Source organism: Kineococcus aurantiacus (assembly GCF_013409345.1).
In the GTDB taxonomy this organism is placed as follows: Bacteria; Actinomycetota; Actinomycetes; order Actinomycetales; family Kineococcaceae; genus Kineococcus; species Kineococcus aurantiacus.
This window is the reverse complement of record NZ_JACCBB010000001.1, coordinates 4,343,149-4,359,525: the sequence shown is the minus strand read 5'-3', so window position 1 is coordinate 4,359,525 and position 16,377 is coordinate 4,343,149. Positions and strand designations below refer to the sequence as shown.

General features: G+C 72.7%; 14 protein-coding genes. 8 read left to right on the top strand and 6 right to left on the bottom strand.

The window, feature by feature from the left end; translation table 11 throughout:
- Positions 1-3: 3 nt before the first annotated feature.
- Both cydD and BJ968_RS20835 read left to right on the top strand, forming a co-directional pair.
- Positions 4-3,384 (top strand): thiol reductant ABC exporter subunit CydD, encoded by a 3,381-nt coding sequence (gene cydD / locus BJ968_RS20840; RefSeq protein ID WP_179755095.1) that lies wholly within the window; start codon positions 4-6, stop codon positions 3,382-3,384.
- Positions 3,381-4,043, top strand: a complete 663-nt coding sequence (locus BJ968_RS20835) for a M15 family metallopeptidase (RefSeq protein ID WP_179755093.1) — start codon at positions 3,381-3,383, stop codon at positions 4,041-4,043. The genes cydD and BJ968_RS20835 overlap by 4 nt, the downstream gene beginning before the upstream one ends.
- A 5-nt stretch (positions 4,044-4,048) precedes the next feature.
- Here the strand turns inward: BJ968_RS20835 and BJ968_RS20830 are convergent, their stop codons facing one another.
- Entirely contained in the window at positions 4,049-4,468 is a 420-nt protein-coding gene (locus tag BJ968_RS20830; protein WP_179755091.1) for a hypothetical protein, read from the bottom strand.
- 179 nt (positions 4,469-4,647) lie between these two features.
- Here BJ968_RS20830 and BJ968_RS20825 point away from each other — a divergent pair, with 179 nt between their 5' ends.
- Complete coding sequence (locus BJ968_RS20825) at positions 4,648-4,812, top strand: hypothetical protein (RefSeq protein ID WP_179755089.1); 165 nt, start codon at positions 4,648-4,650, stop codon at positions 4,810-4,812.
- Positions 4,809-5,030 carry a hypothetical protein gene (locus tag BJ968_RS20820; RefSeq protein ID WP_179755087.1) on the top strand — a complete coding sequence of 74 codons (222 nt, stop codon included), beginning with the start codon at positions 4,809-4,811 and terminating at the stop codon, positions 5,028-5,030. Before BJ968_RS20825 ends, BJ968_RS20820 begins: the two co-directional genes overlap by 4 nt.
- A 2-nt stretch (positions 5,031-5,032) precedes the next feature.
- On the opposite strand, the gene BJ968_RS20815 is transcribed toward BJ968_RS20820, so the two are convergent.
- On the bottom strand, positions 5,033-5,575 hold the full coding sequence (locus BJ968_RS20815) for a glycosyltransferase family protein (protein WP_179755085.1): 543 nt from the start codon (positions 5,573-5,575) through the stop codon (positions 5,033-5,035).
- Between the two features lie 630 nt (positions 5,576-6,205).
- On the bottom strand, positions 6,206-7,357 hold the full coding sequence (locus tag BJ968_RS26975; protein ID WP_179755083.1) for an LbetaH domain-containing protein: 1,152 nt from the start codon (positions 7,355-7,357) through the stop codon (positions 6,206-6,208).
- Positions 7,358-7,574: 217 nt separating this feature from the next.
- Between BJ968_RS26975 and BJ968_RS20805 the strand changes: the two genes are divergently transcribed.
- Together BJ968_RS20805 and BJ968_RS20800 are read left to right on the top strand one after the other, a co-directional pair.
- Positions 7,575-8,516, top strand: coding sequence for a methionyl-tRNA formyltransferase (locus BJ968_RS20805; protein ID WP_179755080.1), 942 nt, complete (start codon positions 7,575-7,577; stop codon positions 8,514-8,516).
- The gene (locus BJ968_RS20800; RefSeq protein ID WP_179755078.1) at positions 8,513-9,682 is read left to right on the top strand and encodes an aminotransferase class I/II-fold pyridoxal phosphate-dependent enzyme; all 1,170 of its coding nucleotides are present in this window, start codon (positions 8,513-8,515) and stop codon (positions 9,680-9,682) included. The genes BJ968_RS20805 and BJ968_RS20800 overlap by 4 nt, the downstream gene beginning before the upstream one ends.
- A gap of 33 nt (positions 9,683-9,715) precedes the next feature.
- Here the strand turns inward: BJ968_RS20800 and BJ968_RS20795 are convergent, their stop codons facing one another.
- Both BJ968_RS20795 and BJ968_RS20790 read right to left on the bottom strand, forming a co-directional pair.
- Entirely contained in the window at positions 9,716-11,803 is a 2,088-nt protein-coding gene (locus tag BJ968_RS20795) for a glycosyltransferase family protein (RefSeq protein ID WP_179755076.1), read from the bottom strand.
- Positions 11,804-11,813: 10 nt separating this feature from the next.
- A complete protein-coding gene (locus BJ968_RS20790) occupies positions 11,814-12,890 on the bottom strand; it encodes a glycosyltransferase (protein WP_179755074.1) in 1,077 nt (358 codons plus the stop codon).
- 84 nt (positions 12,891-12,974) lie between these two features.
- On the opposite strand from BJ968_RS20790, the gene BJ968_RS20785 reads away from it, so the two are divergent.
- Both BJ968_RS20785 and BJ968_RS20780 read left to right on the top strand, forming a co-directional pair.
- Entirely contained in the window at positions 12,975-13,499 is a 525-nt protein-coding gene (locus tag BJ968_RS20785) for a hypothetical protein (protein WP_179755072.1), read from the top strand.
- A complete protein-coding gene (locus BJ968_RS20780) occupies positions 13,496-14,932 on the top strand; it encodes a CgeB family protein (RefSeq protein WP_179755070.1) in 1,437 nt (478 codons plus the stop codon). The genes BJ968_RS20785 and BJ968_RS20780 overlap by 4 nt, the downstream gene beginning before the upstream one ends.
- Positions 14,933-14,962: 30 nt before the next feature.
- Here the strand turns inward: BJ968_RS20780 and BJ968_RS26970 are convergent, their stop codons facing one another.
- On the bottom strand, positions 14,963-16,369 hold the full coding sequence (locus tag BJ968_RS26970; RefSeq protein ID WP_179755068.1) for a methyltransferase domain-containing protein: 1,407 nt from the start codon (positions 16,367-16,369) through the stop codon (positions 14,963-14,965).
- Positions 16,370-16,377 lie beyond the last annotated feature (8 nt).

The window sequence follows — 16,377 nt, the reverse complement described above, 5'->3', positions numbered from 1 at the left end:
CCCGTGAGCGGCCGGGCGGCCCGGCCGCGGGGTCCGGTCGACCCCCGCCTGCTGCGGCACGCCCGGCCCGCGCGCGCCGGGATCGCCGCCACCGCGGCCGTCGAGGTCGTCCAGGCCGCGCTCGCCGTCCTGCAGGCCCTCGCCCTGGCCGACCTCGTCACCGGCCTGTGGCAGGGCCGGGTCGCCGGCCTGGGTCTGCTCGCCGGGACCGTCGCCGGGCGGGTCGTGACCGCCTGGGCCGCCGCGCACCTGGCCCAGCGCACCGCCACCGCCGTCCGCGACGACCTGCGCACCCGGGTCCTGGCCCGGGCCCTGGAGCTGGGCCCGGCCTGGGTGGAGCGGTTCGGCCGGGCCCGGCTGGCCGCCGTCCTCACCCAGGGCCTGCCGTCCCTGGACGGCTGGTTCACCCGCTACCTGCCGGCCCTGGTCCCCGGCGTCCTGCTCCCCCCGGCGGTCCTGCTGCTGCTGGCCCTCACCGACCTGGAGTCGGCCCTCACGGTCGCGCTGACCCTGCCGCTGGTGCCCGTGTTCGCGGTCCTGCTCGGCAAGGCCACCCAGGCGCGCGCCGACCGCCAGTGGCGCACCCAGCGCGCCCTGGCCGCCCACTTCCTCGACACCGTCCGCGGCCTGCCGACCCTGCGCGCCCACCGCCGCGCCGCGCGCCAGGTCGCCGTCGTGGCCGCCACCACCGACGCCTCCCGCCGCGCCACCCTGTCGGTGCTGCGGGTCGCGTTCCTGTCCTCCACCGCCCTCGACCTCGTCGGGACGCTGTCGGTCGGCCTGGTCGCGGTCACCGCGGGCATGCGGCTGGCCGGCGGCACCCTGGACCTGCACACCGCCCTCCTGGTCATCCTGCTGGCCCCCGAGGCCTACCGGCCGCTGCGCGAGGTCGGCGCCCGCTTCCACGACTCCGCCGACGCCGCGGCCGTCGTCGCCGACGTCGACGAGGTCCTCACCGCCCCGGCCCCGGCCACCCCGGCCGTCCGGGCCGCCGGGGGGCACACCGAGGGGATCCGCCTGCGCGGGGTCGAGGTGCGCCGCCCCGACGGGTCCGCGGTCCTGACCGGGTTCGACCTCGACGTCGCGCCCGGGCGGCTGCACGTCCTGGCCGGCCCCAGCGGGGCGGGCAAGACGACCGCCGCCCGCGTCGCCGCGGGCGTCCTCGTCCCCGACGCCGGGACCGTGGAGCACGACCCGGGCGCCGTGGCCCACCTGCCCCAGCGGCCGGGGTTCCCGCACGCCACCACCGTCGCCGAGGCCGTCCGCGCCGGCCGAGACGTCCCCGACGAGCTCGTCGCCCGGGCCCTGCGGGACGCCGGGGCCGGTGAGCTGGACCCCGCGGGCGCGCTCGGGGAGGACGCCGGGGGCCTGTCCGCGGGGCAGCGCCAGCGCGTGGCCCTGGCCCGCACGTTCCTGTCCGTCCGCCTCGGCGCGCGGGTGCTGGTCCTGGACGAGCCCACCGCCCACCTCGACCCCGCCGGGGAGGCGGCCGTCGTGGCGACGCTGCGCCGGCTCGCGCACGAGGAGGGCTGCGCCGTGCTGGCCGTCGCCCACCGCCCCGCGCTGCCGGCCGCCGCCGACCGCACCACCACCCTCACCCGCCCCGCCCCCGCTACTCCCCCCGAACCCCCCGCGCCCCTCGCGCCCACCGAACCCGCCGCGACTCCCGCTCGAAGCACGGTTAGGGCCCCCCAACCCCCCGTCGCGGGGGCCCGGACCGTGCTCGGAGCCCCCCGGGTGCGGGGCCGCTGGGCCGGGGCGCTGGCCGTCGCGACGGGCGTGGCCGCCGTCCTGGCCGCCACGACCCTGACCGCGGCCGCCACCTGGCTGCTCGTCACCGCCGCCGGCCGTCCACCTGTGCTGACGCTGTCGGTGGCCGCCGTCGTCGTGCGCGCCAGCGCCACCGCCCGCCCGCTGCTCGTCTACGCCGAGCGCCTGCTCAGCCACGACGTCGCCTTCTCCCGCCTGGCCCGCTGGCGCTCCGACGTCGTCGCGGCCCTCGTGCCCCGGCTGCCGGGACGGCTGACGCGGCAGCGGTCGGGCCGCTCGGGGCAACTGCTGGTCCAGCTCGTCGACGACGTCGACGCCCGCGTCGACGGCACCCTGCGGTACCGCCACCCCGTGACGGTGACGGTGATCGCCGTCGCGCTCGCCCTGGCCGCGGCCGCGGTCCTGTCCCCGCGCCTGGCCCTGGCCGCGCTGCCCGGGCTGCTCGTGGCCCTCGTCGTGGCCCCCGTCGTCGCCGGGCGCGCCGAGCGGGGCGAGGACGCCCACCGCGAGGACGTCGGGGCCCTGTCGGCCGCCACCGTGGAGACCCTCGACGCCGTGGAGGACCTGCAGACCCTGCGGTCGGTCCACCCCCTGCGCGCCGTGCAGCGCCGGCAGGCCGCGCTGGCCCGCGCCGAGCGCCGGCGCGCCCGGGCCGCGGCGTGGACGGCGGGGCTGACCAGCGCCGGGACGGGCCTGGCCGTCCTGGGCCCGGCCGTGGCCGCCGGCGGCTCCCCCGCCCCGCTGGCCTGGGTGTGCGCCGCCGTGCTGGCCGCGGTCACCGTCGCCGACGCCACGCGCGCCCTGCCCGACGCCGCCCGCGCCCGCGAGCGCGCCCGCCGGGCCGCCGCCCGGGCCTCAGCGCTGCTCGCCACCCCGGTCGCCGCGGTCGAACCGGCCGCGCCGCAGCCGCTGCCGGCGCCGACGCGCACGGTCCTGCGGCTGCGCGACGTCACGGCCGGCTGGGACGGGCCCACCCTGCGCCACCTGGACCTGGACCTGGCCGCCGGGGACGTCGTCGCCGTCCGCGGCCCCTCCGGCGCGGGCAAGTCGACGCTGGCCGCGCTGCTGCAGCGCTTCCTGGACCCCGCCGCCGGGCAGGTCCTGCTCGACGGGGTGCCCGTCACGTCCCTGGCCGGGGACGACGTGCGCTCGGTCGTGGGCCGCGTCGGCGACGACGAGCACGTCTTCGCCACCTCGCTGCGGGAGAACCTGCTGCTGGCCGCGCCCGGCACCGCCGACGACGCCCTCGTCGCGGTGCTGCACCGGGTGCGCCTCGGCGAGTGGTTCGCGGCGCTGCCGCACGGCCTGGACTCCCGCCTCGGCGACGGTGGCGCGCCGCTGTCCGGCGGGGAGCGGCGGCGCCTGGCGATGGCCCGGGCCCTGCTGGCCGACGTGCGGGTGCTGGTGCTCGACGAGCCCTCCGAGGGGCTGGACGAGGTGACCGGCGCCCGGCTGGTGGGCGACCTCCTCGACGCCCGCGGGGACCAGGCCGTGCTGCTGCTGGCGCACCGCGTCGAGGGCGTGGACCGGGCGGGCCGGGTGTACGACCTGCTCGACGGCCGGCTCGTGCCTGCACCCCTCCCGCAGCGCGGGGGGACTACCGTGCGGTCATGAGGCGCTCACGCTCCGTCGCGCTCGCGTTGCTGCCCGTCCTGCTGGCGGCCGCCCCGGTCCTGGACCGGCGCACCCGCGACGTGTCCGACCCGCCGCTGCCGACGTTCACGTCCACGGTCTCCCCCGTCAGCGCCGCGGAGCTGTCGGCGTCCTGGCGCCCGGGGTGCCCCGTGCCTCCCGAGCAGCTGCGGACGGTCGCGGTCACCCACGTCGACCTCGCCGGCCACCCCGCCACCGGCCGCCTCGTGGTGCACGCCGACGTCGCCGACGCCGTGGTCGCCGTCTTCGCCCGCCTGTACGCGCTGCGGTTCCCGGTCGCGCGGATGGTCCCCGTCGAGGCCTACGGCGGCTCCGACGACGCGTCGATGGCCGCCGACAACACCTCGGCCTTCAACTGCCGCGCCACCACCGGCGGGTCGGGGTTCTCCGAGCACTCCTACGGCACCGCCATCGACCTCAACCCCGTGGAGAACCCCTACGTGAAGGGCACCACGGTGCTGCCCGCGGCCGGGCGCGCGTTCACCGACCGCAGGCCCGCCCCCGGCGTCGTCCTCGCGGGGGACGCCGTCGTGCAGGCCTTCGCCCAGCACGGGTTCTCCTGGGGCGGGGACTGGAGCTCCCTGAAGGACTACCAGCACTTCTCCGTCTCGGGCGACTGAGGGGCTCAGCCGCGCAGCAGCCGGGTGGCGTCCTCCGCGCTGAGCCGGACGTCGACGACCAGCGGGACGTCCCCGGCGCTGGCCTCGGCGACCGCCCCGGCGATCTGCGAGGCGCGCTCGACCTGCACCAGGTCCACGTGGTCGGGGACGCCGGGCAGCGGCTCCCGGCCGCACCCGCACACCACCAACACCGCCCGGCGCTCGCGGACCCGGTCCACCGCGTGGGCCAGCGGTCCGTCCAGGGCCTCGCGCGAGCAGATGCCCACCGACAGCGCCGCGGGCCGCGTGGCGGGGGTGCCCAGCCAGCGCCCGAACTGGTCGTCGTCGGTGGGGACGCTCACGTCGACCTCGGAGTACCCGGCGAAGCACTCCCGCAAGTGCTCCACCAGGTCGGCGGTCAGGGATTCGAGCGGATCTCGGGCCACGTGCAGCTCCAGGTGACGAGCGGGAGAGCAGCCGCGTCTCGACCGGGCCTGACGTTAACGCTGAGTCCCTGCTCGCGCACCCCCCGGTGCCGGGTCCCGTTTCGGGGTGCGGGCGGCGGGCAGCAGCGGCACGGTGTCGGGCACAGGAGCACCACCGTCCACGGAAGGACCGAACGAAGTTGCTGGTCGTGCTGTCGTGCCTCGCCCTCGTCGTCGCGGGCTTCGTCGCCGCGCTGCGGATGGAGGCGGCCTGGTTCGGGCCGGGCCCCACCACCGCCGCGCGCCCCCCGGCCGTCCCCGGCCCGCGGGAGGAGGCGGTCCCGCAGGGGGTCCCCGCCCCGTGAGCGCGACCCCGGAACCAGGGCTCCCCGAGCCCGGGCTCCCCGAGCCCGGGCTCCCCGAGCGGCAGGACACCGAGCGGGCCGCGCGCCGCGCCGCCCTGCTCGCGGCCCGGCACGCCGCCTGGGTGCGCCGCCGCGTGCGCGGGTTCCAGCCGCGGCGGCTGCCGGTCCCCCCGACCAGCGGCACCCGCCCGGCCCGGCCCGGCCGCGACGAGGACTGAGGTCAGACCCGGCCGAACACGCCCCGCTGCGAGGGGACCCTCGCCGTCGTCGCCACCGGCTGGCACACCGTCAGCACCGAGCTGGGCACCTCGGCGACCGGGCCGGTGAACCCGTCCCCCTGGTGCACCAGCCGCGCCGAGCGGTGCGTCCCGCGCACCACGTCGTCCACCCGCACCGACAACGCCGGCAGGTCCGCGGCCGCGCGCAGCAGCTCCCGCAGCTCCTCCGGAGCAGCGGTGACGCGCTCCCCCGCCAGCACGCACAGCGCCCAGTCCGCCTCCACGTGCGCCAGCGCGGCCTCCCGGGCCCGCGCCTGGTCGTCGGCCCAGAAGCCCGAGACGACCGTCACTGCCGGGTGCAGCGTCGCGTCGAACGCCGCCGTGCCGGGGGTGAGGTGGTCGGCCGTGTCGTAGACGACGACCTCGTCCGCGACGTCGACCAGACCGCGCAGGTCCTGCTCCAGCGCCGGGGCGAGGGTCGCGGTGTCGGGGGTGCCCTGGAGGACGAGGCACGCGGCGAGGGTGGTGCGAGCGGCGTCAGCCATGATCATCCCGTCGTTCGGGGAGCGCCCCGTCCGCGCTCCTGACGGTCCATCGACCGGGAGGGCCGGAGTGTTTCGCACGTCACACGTTCTTAACACGGTGTTGACCACACCTGCGGGTGCGCGACGGCCGCCAGGCTCGGACTCACGCCGAAGACCTCAGGCGGCCCTTCTGGAAGACCGGTGATCCCGACCGCGGAAGATGACCGGCGCGTGCAGGCGACCGAGAGCCGCCGGCGAAGTGACCGTCGACGCGGTCGGCACGCAGCTGCTGCGGCGGACCGCACCCTCTCACGGTCGAGGGCTCACCCCTGAGGCGCGCTCGATCGGTCGGCCCGCGCGGTTCTGCAGCACTCTGCCGTCGGATCCGCCTGACACACTGGAGAGACGTCGACACCAGGGTGAGGGTCCACTCCCTCGTTCCCGCCGACACTGTCCTCGAGGAACACGGGCGTTGACCACCCGCCTCAACAGTCACCTGGAACGCACGAGCGGGGACGACTTCCCGAGGTCACCATCGCCCGCCTCCGCTGTCCCCGCACAGCGCCGACGGGGACGAGGGGTCTTCGTGGTCGCCGTTGGACAGCCACCGGATGTTCCGGTTCCGCGGTGGGTGAGGTCATTGGCGCAGAGCTACGACTCACCCGCCGGGTCGAAGTGCCGCAAGAAGTCCGCGACGTCACGCCGGAACCACTGGTGAGCCCCCGTCACGAACGGTTGCAGCCAGTTCCACCACGAGACGGCGAGGAGGCGCTGGACCGTCGCGTCGTCGAACCGTGGTCGCAGCACCCGGGCGGGAACTCCTCCGACGACCGTATAGGGGGGAACGTCCCTGACGACCAGCGCCCCTGCACCGATGACCGCCCCTGTCCCGATCACGACGTTCCCCATGATCCGGGCGCCGTACCCGATCCAGACGTCGTCCCCGACGACCAGCCGCTCGCCCACGGCGCCATCCGGGGGATCGTCGTAGGGGACGTCCGGCACCAGGATGCCGATGGGGAAGGTGGAGGCGGACCGCATGCGGTGCACCCCCCGTTGCACGAGAGGGATCTCGCGGCCGTCAGCCGCGAAGACTCGCCCGCCGGGCAAGATGATCCGCGCTTCGTCCGCGATGGAGCAGTACGCCCCCACTTCGATCTCATCGAGCGGCGCGTAGGACTTGATCAGCGTACTGGGGCTGCTGTAGGAGCCTGGCCCCGCAGTGAACTTCCCGGGCACCACCTGCATGCTCGCGCCGATGTCCCGCGGCGTTCGGGACCGCGCACTGACGCACCCCGCGCCGGCAACTCGAGCGACTGCGAGATCCGCTCGGAGGCACCGCGTGACGAGCTCGGGCACAGCGTCGGTGTCAATCGTCGCCTCGAGGCTCAGCTTCTCGAGGAGCGGGAGGGCGTCCGCCGCCAGGGCGGCGTAGGGGGCAGGATCCGAGGAGGCTGCCAGGGCCATGCTCAAGCCGCGCCCCACGGCGTCCACGAGGACCGACAGCGCGGAGGGCCTGGGGGCTGAATCGCTCACCCCCAACCAGACGACCTCGCCTCGGGCGACCTCCGCACCAGCGATGAGGGCCTGGGCTCGGGTGGCTCCAGGGAGCCGGAGCACGCGCGCACCTTCGAGCCTGTCGAGGAAGCCTGTGACACGCGGGTCGGCGGACGTGTCGACGATGACCGTGGTGACTGCGTGGCGCTCCTCTTCCAGGACGTCGATCGCCTCCGCTAGCGCCGTGATCGACGCCACGACGGTTTCGATAGGCGTGTCCGCGACGAGGACGACGGCGCATTCCACGTGTCGATCGTAAGCGGCCGCTCGCCACGCGTCCCGCGCAGGAGAGCGAGTGGCGCCGCTGGTACTGGAGCAGCGCCGAGGTGCAGCACCTGGCGCGCGAGCTAGCTTCGGTGGTCGACGGCGTCGTAGCTCGGGATCAAGTGGTCGTTGCCGCTGATGCTGAGGAACGGACTCTCACCACGTCCACCCCACGATTCAATCTGCTACCGTGCGTAACATGGCTTTTACGGGCCGTAAGGTCGTCCTGGCGGGTAACAACAGCCCAGCCATCGAGGTGCTGCGCCTCCTCCTGGAACGCCTGGACGCGGGGTCCGTGCTCGCGGTCGCTCCCACTGAAGGCTCGAAGCACGAGTGGCAACCTTCTCTGGCTGACGCGGCCCACGCAGCCGGCGTGCGGTGCCTGCAACCTGCAGACGTGAACGACCCGTCCACCATCGCCGCAGTGCGCGAGCACGACGCCGATCTCCTCCTGTCCGTCTACTACACGCAGATCTTCAAAGCACCCTTCCTCGCTGCCATCAGAGGGCCCAAGATCAACTTCCACCCGGCCCTCCTGCCGCGGCACCGAGGTACTGCTCCGCTCATCTGGGCGATCGTTTCGGGTGACGCCATGGCGGGAGTCACCGCGCACCACATCGACGAGGGCATCGACACCGGTGCCCCCATCGCCCGGAAGCCCTTCCCCATCCACCACGAGGACACCGGTTTCGACCTGCACCGCAAGGCGACCCGCCTGGTGCACCGCATGGCAGCCGACCTCCTGAACGACCTCCTCACGGGCCGCCCCCTCCCGAACCAGGAGGTCGGGCACCATGAACCGAGCTACCACGGCCGCGCGGACGCGCGGTTGAACCACCTGAACTGGAAGGATTCCAGCCACCGGATCCGCAACATCGTCCGGGCACTTGCCCACCCGTTCCCGGGAGCGTACGTGATCGCGGGCGCCGAACGCGTGATCTTGGAACGCGTGCAGTCCGTGGAGCCATCGGCCGACCTCGGCAGCCGTCCGCCCGGCAGCGTGGAGCTACCCCACGGCAAAGGGCCACTCGTGTGGACCTCCACGGGGCTGTTGCGCATCGAGACGTGGAGGGACGGGGATGCCATGCGCTCAGGGGAAGAAATGAAGCGCTTCCTCCACGAAGGGATGATGTTGCGGTGACGTACCACCCCTCGCCGATCATCTTCGGGCAGCCCTGGTTCGACCACGAGGAGGAAGAACTCCTCGTGCAGACCCTTCGTAGCGGGTGGATCGGCCAGGGTCCCCTGGTACAGCGTTTCGAAGAGGAACTCGCCCAGTACCTGGGATCACCACACGTCGTGGCCACCAGTTCCTGCACCGCCTCCCTCCACCTGGCTCTGGTGGCGATGGGTGTTGGTCCGGGTGACGAGGTCATCACCACGCCGTTCACCTTCGTCGCCACCGTCAACGCCATCGAACACGCGGGCGCCACCCCGGTCCTCGTGGACATCGACCGCGACACTTTCTCCATCTCGGCAGAATCGATCGAGGGCGCTCTCACCAGCCGAACCCGCGCCGTGGTGCCGGTCCACTTCGCAGGGCGCGCTGCAGGGCTCAGCGAGATCTACCGGCTGGCGGAGGAGCACGACCTGGTCGTCGTCGAAGACGCCGCTCACGCACTGGGTGCGGTGCATGACGGAGCGCGGGTGGGCAACGCCCAAAATCCCCGTTCTTTGACGTGCTTCAGCTTCTACCCCAACAAGAACCTGGCCACTGCCGAAGGAGGGGCGATCTCACTGGCCGATCCCGAGACCGCACAGCGCTTGAAGTCGCTCCGACTGCACGGACTCGACGGCGACGCCTGGGCCAGGTACCGGACTCGAACCTTCCAGCCCACCCTGGCGACCTACCCGGGATTCAAGTACAACTTCACCGACCTCCAGGCTTCCATCGCCCTCGGCCAGCTGCACAAGCTGGAGGGCTTCCTCGCCGGCCGGGAGTTCCTCGCCGACTGCTACGACGAACTCATCAGCGATCTCCCAGGCGTCCGGATCGTCGATCGCGGCCGGCCGACGATGAACCACCGTCACGCCCTGCACCTCTACCAAGTGATCATCGAGGGACCCACCGGGCGCCGTGACCAGGTCCTCGATGAGCTTCGCGGTCAGAACATCGGCGCGGCGGTGCACTACGTTGGCGTCAACCAGCACCCGTACTACCAGGAAAAGCTTCCCGGGGACTTCCCCAACTCCGATTGGGCGACTGACGCGCTGCTGACCCTACCCCTGCACCTGCACATGAGCCGGCGCAGCGTGGAACGCGTGGCCAGCGGTCTCATCAGCGCGCTGGAGCGCACCCGGACCTAGATCGTCCACGCACCGTTTCCCCGGCGCCGGACGTCAGAGCACGTCCACCTCCACGGACGTGCCCGGCGCCGTGGCAGCTTCACGCACCTCCCCTGCGAGTAGACGCTCGCGGTGCGCGAAGAGGCAGACGTCGTGCGTGCTCCCGATCGCGCCATGGACGCGTTCCACACCCGTGGCGTCGACGAGGCGGGGCACCACCGCTTTTGCTCCACCCAGGTCCAACAGGTGGGACATGCACGCCGCAGCTGTGGTTGCAGTCAACCGGACGTCGTCGGACAGAGCGACGAGCCAAGGGGCAACAGCTCGCCCGAGAGCTCGTTCCCAGCTCAGCTGCATCGATGTCCCCACGTCTGCCAGGTCCCCGAACGTCGATGGGGAGCACCGCTCGTCGACTGCAGCTTCTTCGACGTGGGCGATCCCCTCGGGACGCAGATCACCGAGGACGACGTGGACCTCGAGACGGCCCCACCCCTTGAAAGCGGTTTCCACCGTGCTCAATCCACGTTCCACCTCGGCACGCCCTCCGGAGAGGACGAGCAGGACGGACAGGTCGGGGGGACGTAGTTCCTCGGGTGCGACGGCGCTCGCCGCATGCGTTGGATCGAACACCTCGACCTTCGAACGGTCCCGAAGGACCTCGATCAGCGGGCGGACCAGTCCGCTCACCCGGTGCCCTCGAGCGACGACTGCGTCGGTGAGGCCAGGACTGGTCTGCACCTGCGTGAGCGCCCGCTCCTCAGGGGTCGTCACCTCGGCGCTGTCGAGGAGCTGATCCACCGCTGCGGGCCACTGGTGGCAGTGCGCGTCGAGGATGTCCTGACGGAGAAGGGCACCGCGCTGTGCCGCCGCGGCCGGATCGACCAGCAGGGCTCGCACGGCGCTCAGCCATGCCGACGGATCGCTGGCAACCAGGAGGTGGGTCTCGGCCGGGTCATCGGCGGCGAGCGTGCTGCCACTCACCCACGCGGGGCGGTAGGAAACCACCGGAACTCCGGCCGACGCAGCGTCGAGCCAGGAGGTGTAACTGGCGAGGGGGTAGGAGTCCACGTAGGCGGTCGCTCCGGCGAAGGTGCGCAGGTCCGTGTCCACGTGCCCACGGAGGTGGAGCCGAGCTCCGTGAGCCTTCACCAACGGCGCCCAGGTGCGGTCGTGCGGCCGAGGGCCGATCGCTGTGAAGGTCACCGTCGGCTCCGCGTCCAGCAGCATGCCGACGAGCGACACCAGGGTCTCACCTTGGAAGGGGACGAACTTGTGCGGACTCGCGACGGTCATCACGTGTCGCGTGGCCGGTTCGGACCGACGCCCCGTGGGCACTTGGGGCACTTGGGGTACTTGGGGTACTTGGGGTAGTTGGGGTAGTTGAGGCGACAGTGGGATCGGCAGCAGCGTGAGACGCCCCGGGTGGACCCCGCGCCGGGTCATGGACAGGTCGAGCCCGCTCTGCCGCAGGCAGACCACCTTGTCCGCAGCGGTGACCCCGGGCCAGAAGACGTGGTCGGCGTGGTTCAGGAGAAGGACCGGCACGGTGCGGTGCGGGTGCGCGACCGCTGAGATCGACAGGACGTCGAAGGGGTGGACGTTGAGGACCACCGTGTCGGCACGGGCCGCAGCAGCCCGGAGAGCGCGCAGGCGCCCGAGGCGTGTGCCGTTCAGACGGACGACCTCGCCGCCGCAGGCCTCGACGGCTGCCACAAGCTGCGCCGGCACCGCACCTGCGTGCTGGGTGAGGACGACGTCGTGACGGATCCCGGCCTGCTGCTCGATCCAGCGCCAGGTCAACCGCGTGTGACCGCCGACCGCGTACGCCTCCGTGAGAACGTGCAGCACACGACGAGGGGCACCAGGGACCGGGCGACCAGCAGGCCAGGCACCAGCAGCCTCCCCGGCTACGGTGAGCAGCTCCTCCATCTCGGCGCTGACGAAGTCCCCGCTGTGGTCCAACCACCCGACTTCGGCGGCCGCGGTCAACAACCCCAAGCCAGCCTCGACGTCACCGGCTGCAATGGCGGCACCAGCCTGAGACTCCAGACGCCGCCTGCGACGGGCGGCGCGTTCGGCCAGAGCCGGGAAGCCGCCTGGGAGCCGGAGGCCGGGACCGGTGTCGCGCGGGGAGAAGTTCACGACTGCACTCCTAAGGTTCTTGAACGGGAGGACTCACTCGATGGGTGACCGGAGCGCCCGCCGCACGCTGCAGAGCCAGCTGCATCTCACGACAGAGTGAACGCAGTTCACGGACCGCCTCGGTCCCGCGAATCCGGCCGTCCAGATCGACGAGCTGGTCGACGTGGGCCAAAGCCTCCAGCGCCTCACCAGGGCGTCGCAGCTGCGCCAGCGCCTGCGCACGCAGCCAGTCGCAGTGCTTCGTTCCCGCTCCCCGCGCTCGCAGTTGCTCCGCGAGGCCGAGCGCGAGATCCGGCTGCCCTGCACCGAGCAGAAGCCGGGCCAGGTAGTCGGTGGCCCGCTGCCAGGAGCGTCCGTCGGCCTCGGCGTCGCGCACTGCTTCGAACACCTCGACCGCTCGTTGCAACTGCCCCGCCCCCATGTGCGCACGTCCCAGGTCGAGGGCCACGTCAGCTACCGCACGAGGATCGACTCCCGGCGTGACGAGCAGTTCGTCGAGGGCCCGTCGAGCCAGGACGGCGTTGCGCTCTCCTTTGCGTCGAAGCGCCTCCGGGGTCGAGTAACCCGAGTGGTGGAGACTGAGCACGGCAGGGGGCACGAGTGCGGGTTCAGCCTCCGGGTCACGCTCGTGCAGGATCCGCTCGTGGAGCCGCCCGTTCCACCTGGCTCCATCCCTCCTGAAGAGGCGCACCGCGGTGAAGGAGTAACCCCCGGCGGGTGGGACTTCCTCGTTGAGAATGGTGACGAGCCGTCGCGGAGGACCACCGCTGTCCAGGTGAGCCCGCAGGGCGCGAGGATCGGCGCTCACGACTTCGTCGGCGTCCAGGCTGAGGACCCATTCGCCCCGAGCAGCGGCGAGCGCGGTGTTGCGCGCGGCGGCGAAGTCGTCTCGCCAGGCCCCCTCGACCAGGACGACGTCCCGCCGGTGCAGCTCCTCGAGCGTGCCGTCAGTGGAACCGGTGTCGTGCACGACGATCTCGTCGGCCAAGCCGGGCAGAGCGTCGAGGCACTCACCGACCCGGTGCACCTCGTCGCGGACGATGAGCACCGCGCTGAGGAAGGGCGCACGAGCCGGTCGAGCGGTCACCACACCATTCTGGCGGACGACCGGCCATTGCGCTCAGTAGTCACTCGCTTCCCTTCCGCAACGATGAGCGCATAGGGTGCTGCCATGCGGTTGTTCGCCCTCTGCCCCGGTCAGGAGGATCTCGCCGGAGCGCAACAAGTGCACCGCGTGGTCGAGTCCGCCGCCGCCCTGGCTTACGAGGCCGCCGTCGTCCACTCGGCGGTAGACGGCGCCACGTGCGAGGCGGCGTCAGCGTCCAGCACCGTCACCGACTTCCCCGACGCACCGGACGCGCTCGTCCTCGTGCGCAACGAAGACGTGCTGGCCGTTCTGGACATCAGGCTCTGCGTGGTAGCGATCTGGTGGGTGGAGGTCCTCGACTTCCCCGCGGACCTGGAGCGCGCGGCACAGGACCAGGGGTTGGGGCCCGGGTTGGTGCCCCTGGTGCACGGGACCGTCTTCACGCACCTCGCCGCGGACTCCCAGGCGCAGCAGTACCTGTCCAGCCGCGGGTGCACCTTCGCCAGGCTGGAGGCGGACGCCGGGCCGACGGTGCTGAACCAGCAGGTCTTCGACCTGGTGTCGCAGCAGGAGGTGAAGCACCTGTCCGCGACGCAGTGGGTGAGGTGACCGCGTCGACGACCCGGCGGGCCACGATCTCCATCGTGCAGCCGCGCGGGTACGTGCACTCCCTCGTCCTGCTGGACCCGGCCTTGTACCTGCAGGAGCAGTTGCGCCGACGCGGGGTCCGCGTGCAGGTCGTGAAGAACCGGCTCACCGCCGGGGAGGTCAACTTCGTCTTCGGAGCCCACCTGGGCTTCGACCGCCGTTGGTGCGAGCAGTTCGACTGCGTCTTCGTGAACCTCGAGCAGCTGGGCCCCTCCGGGGCAGCCCTCTCGAACCGGTACCTGCAGCTGCTGCGGGAGAACCGCGTCGTGGACTACGACCCCGCGCACCGTGAGCACCTCGGGCCCGCTCACGCCGCGGCACCCCTGCTCTCGTTCGGTTACGCCCCCTACCTGGCACCTGCCGACCCGGTGCCGATCGAGGAACGCCCGCTCGACCTGCTGTTCTTCGGAAGCTTCAACGAGCGCCGCAAGACCGTCCTCGAACGCCTCCAGCGGGCAGGGGCGAACGTCTTCACCGCACCCTTCGGCGTCTACGGGGCCGACCGGGACGATCTCGTGCGCCAGGCGAAGGCCGTGGTCAACGTCGGTCACTACGGCAGCGGCCGGTTCGAGCAGGTCCGCGCCTCGGTGGTGCTCTCGTGCGGAACCCCTCTCGTCAGCGAGGTGCGCCCACCCGGTGACGACGTCGGCGTCTACACCTCGACGGTGCACTGGTTCGACCCGGAGGCGCCGGAGGCGTTCCTGGAGTTCTTCCGCTCACCCGAGTTCGCAGCGCGCTCGCACGCCATGTTGGAGGAGTTCGCCCGGACACCCGCTCCCGCGGCTGGGGTGTACGACGAACTGGCGAGCTGGGCGAAGGTCTCCCCGGTGCCGACCATGCCGGTGCCGTCACTGCGTGAGGCCGCCGCGCGCGACGGCTCACCGGTCCGCGTGGTCCTCGACGCACCCGAGGGGTACCGCCCCGGCTGGGTCAACGTGAGCACCCGCCCCGAACGACGCCCCGACTGGCTGCTGCCCGCATTCAGCGACCGCGGCGAGCTCACCGTCGCCACCGAGCGGTGGGGTCCGGTCGGTGTCGTGGGCGGCGAGGCCGACGTGGTGGAGCTCGGCGAGGTCGACCCGCACCCGGTACGACTGGACGCCGTGCTGCGCTGGGCGCTGCACCTGCTCGCGGAGAACGGGGCGGTGTCCTTGGTGTGGCCCGGCGGCGCACCGGTGGAGGTCCTGGAATCCGCTCTGCAGGAGCTGTGGCTTCACGAGGACCCGAGGCACCTGCTCGCCCTGATGCACGCTTCGGCAGTACCAGCCACCCCGGGGACTCCAGCCGGCTCGCCTCCCGCCGCACGAGTCGTACTGCGCAAGACCCCCTGCTCCCCCACCCAGCGCAGCCTAGGGATGGCGGCGGGCCAGACGTTCGGCCGCTACGCCGAGTGAAGAACGGCACCGACCGGATGCCAGGGCTGCTCAGACGACGACGGCGACCACGCGCAGGAGTTCCAGCGGCGGTTCCCCGCCGGCCCGCCGCCACTCCCGCGTCCGCAGGTCCCAGGTGGACGCTGCGTCGTAGACGCGCGTCGTGAAGGGCAGGGAGGTGACGACGCGGAAACCCTCCTGCTCCAGCAGCGCACGCAGGCCGCGCTCGGAGAAGTGGTGGAGGTGGCCGGGGTGCTCAGCGAGCCAACGAGCCGGGTCACGTCGGGCTGTCCACGCCTCGCCGTTGGGGACCTCCAGGAGGAGGTGCCCCCCGGTCTTGAGCAGGGCGCGGACGTGCCGGAGGAACTCCGCCGGCTCCGGTAGCCGGGGCAGGACGTGCCAGGCCGCGACGGCGTCGAGGGTGTTGTCGCGCAACGAGACGCGCAGGTCGGCGATCGAACCGGCCAGGGTCGCCAGACCCAGCTGCTCGCACTCGCGCGCGGCCCGCGCGTCGGACTCCAGAGCGACGACGGTGTACCCGTCGTCCTGCGCGGCGCGGGCGAACTCCCCCGTGCCGGCCCCCACTTCCAGCAGGGCGCCCTGGGGGCGGTGCGTCTCCAGCCAATCGACCCGGATGCGCGCCTCACGTCGTCGTTGCTCACGCCCGGCGGGACTCATCCACGCGCCTTCGCGACCCTCTGTCCCTCCGGGGACGGGGAAGGTGACCGCCGTGCCGCACTCGGTGCACGTCACGAGCTCGGGCGCGCCGTCGGCAGTGGCGCGGACCGGGTTGGTGCAGCAAGGGCAGGCCGCCTCGCGGACGGGGGACGCCGGGAACCACTTCGCCCGGAACTCCGCGTCGCAGCGATGGTAGTTGTCCTCGTCCCCCAGACCTCCCTTGGTGTGGTGGAAGAGGTCGAACTCCACTACCCGGACACGCTTGCCGGCCGCACGCGCGGCGAAGCAGAAGTCCACGTCGTAGCCGTGGAAGCCGGTGTAGCGGTCGGCGTCGAAGCGCAGGTTCCGCACTGCCCAGGGTGAGAGCACCATGAGCAACCCGTCCACGCTGTCGGCGTCGTGCTCGCCGCCGCCGAAGTCGACGGTTCCCCGGGTCTCGGTGCACCGGCCGAGCCCTTCGGCCTGCCACCAGGCGAGCGACGTCACCCCCCGGGCTCCGACGGTCCCGACCACGGCGACCTCGGGGTCGGCCAGCGCGGTACGCACCTTGACGCAGAAGTCCGGGTCGCGGATCTCGGTGTCCTCGTGCAGCAGGACGAGCGCTTCGAGGCCCTCAGCATCGCCGAAGGCGTCGAGGATCTCGTTGTAGGCCGTGAAGATGGAGTCGTTGTCGCGGGACTCGGCGATCGGTGCGTCCGGTTCGCCGTGGCGGGCGATCCCGGCGGCGGCGAAGTCCCGGAACTTCTGCTCGGTGCCGATGCAGACACCGAAGGCGATCACCGGCCACC

Bases quoted from the DNA above. Each gene is read 5' to 3' on its own strand.
- BJ968_RS20835 (WP_179755093.1), top strand. From the start codon at position 3,381: ATGAGGCGCTCACGCTCCGTCGCGCTCGCGTTGCTGCCCGTCCTGCTG.
- BJ968_RS20815 (WP_179755085.1), bottom strand. From the start codon at position 5,575: ATGGCTGACGCCGCTCGCACCACCCTCGCCGCGTGCCTCGTCCTCCAG.
- BJ968_RS20805 (WP_179755080.1), top strand. From the start codon at position 7,575: ATGGCTTTTACGGGCCGTAAGGTCGTCCTGGCGGGTAACAACAGCCCA.
- BJ968_RS20785 (WP_179755072.1), top strand. From the start codon at position 12,975: ATGCGGTTGTTCGCCCTCTGCCCCGGTCAGGAGGATCTCGCCGGAGCG.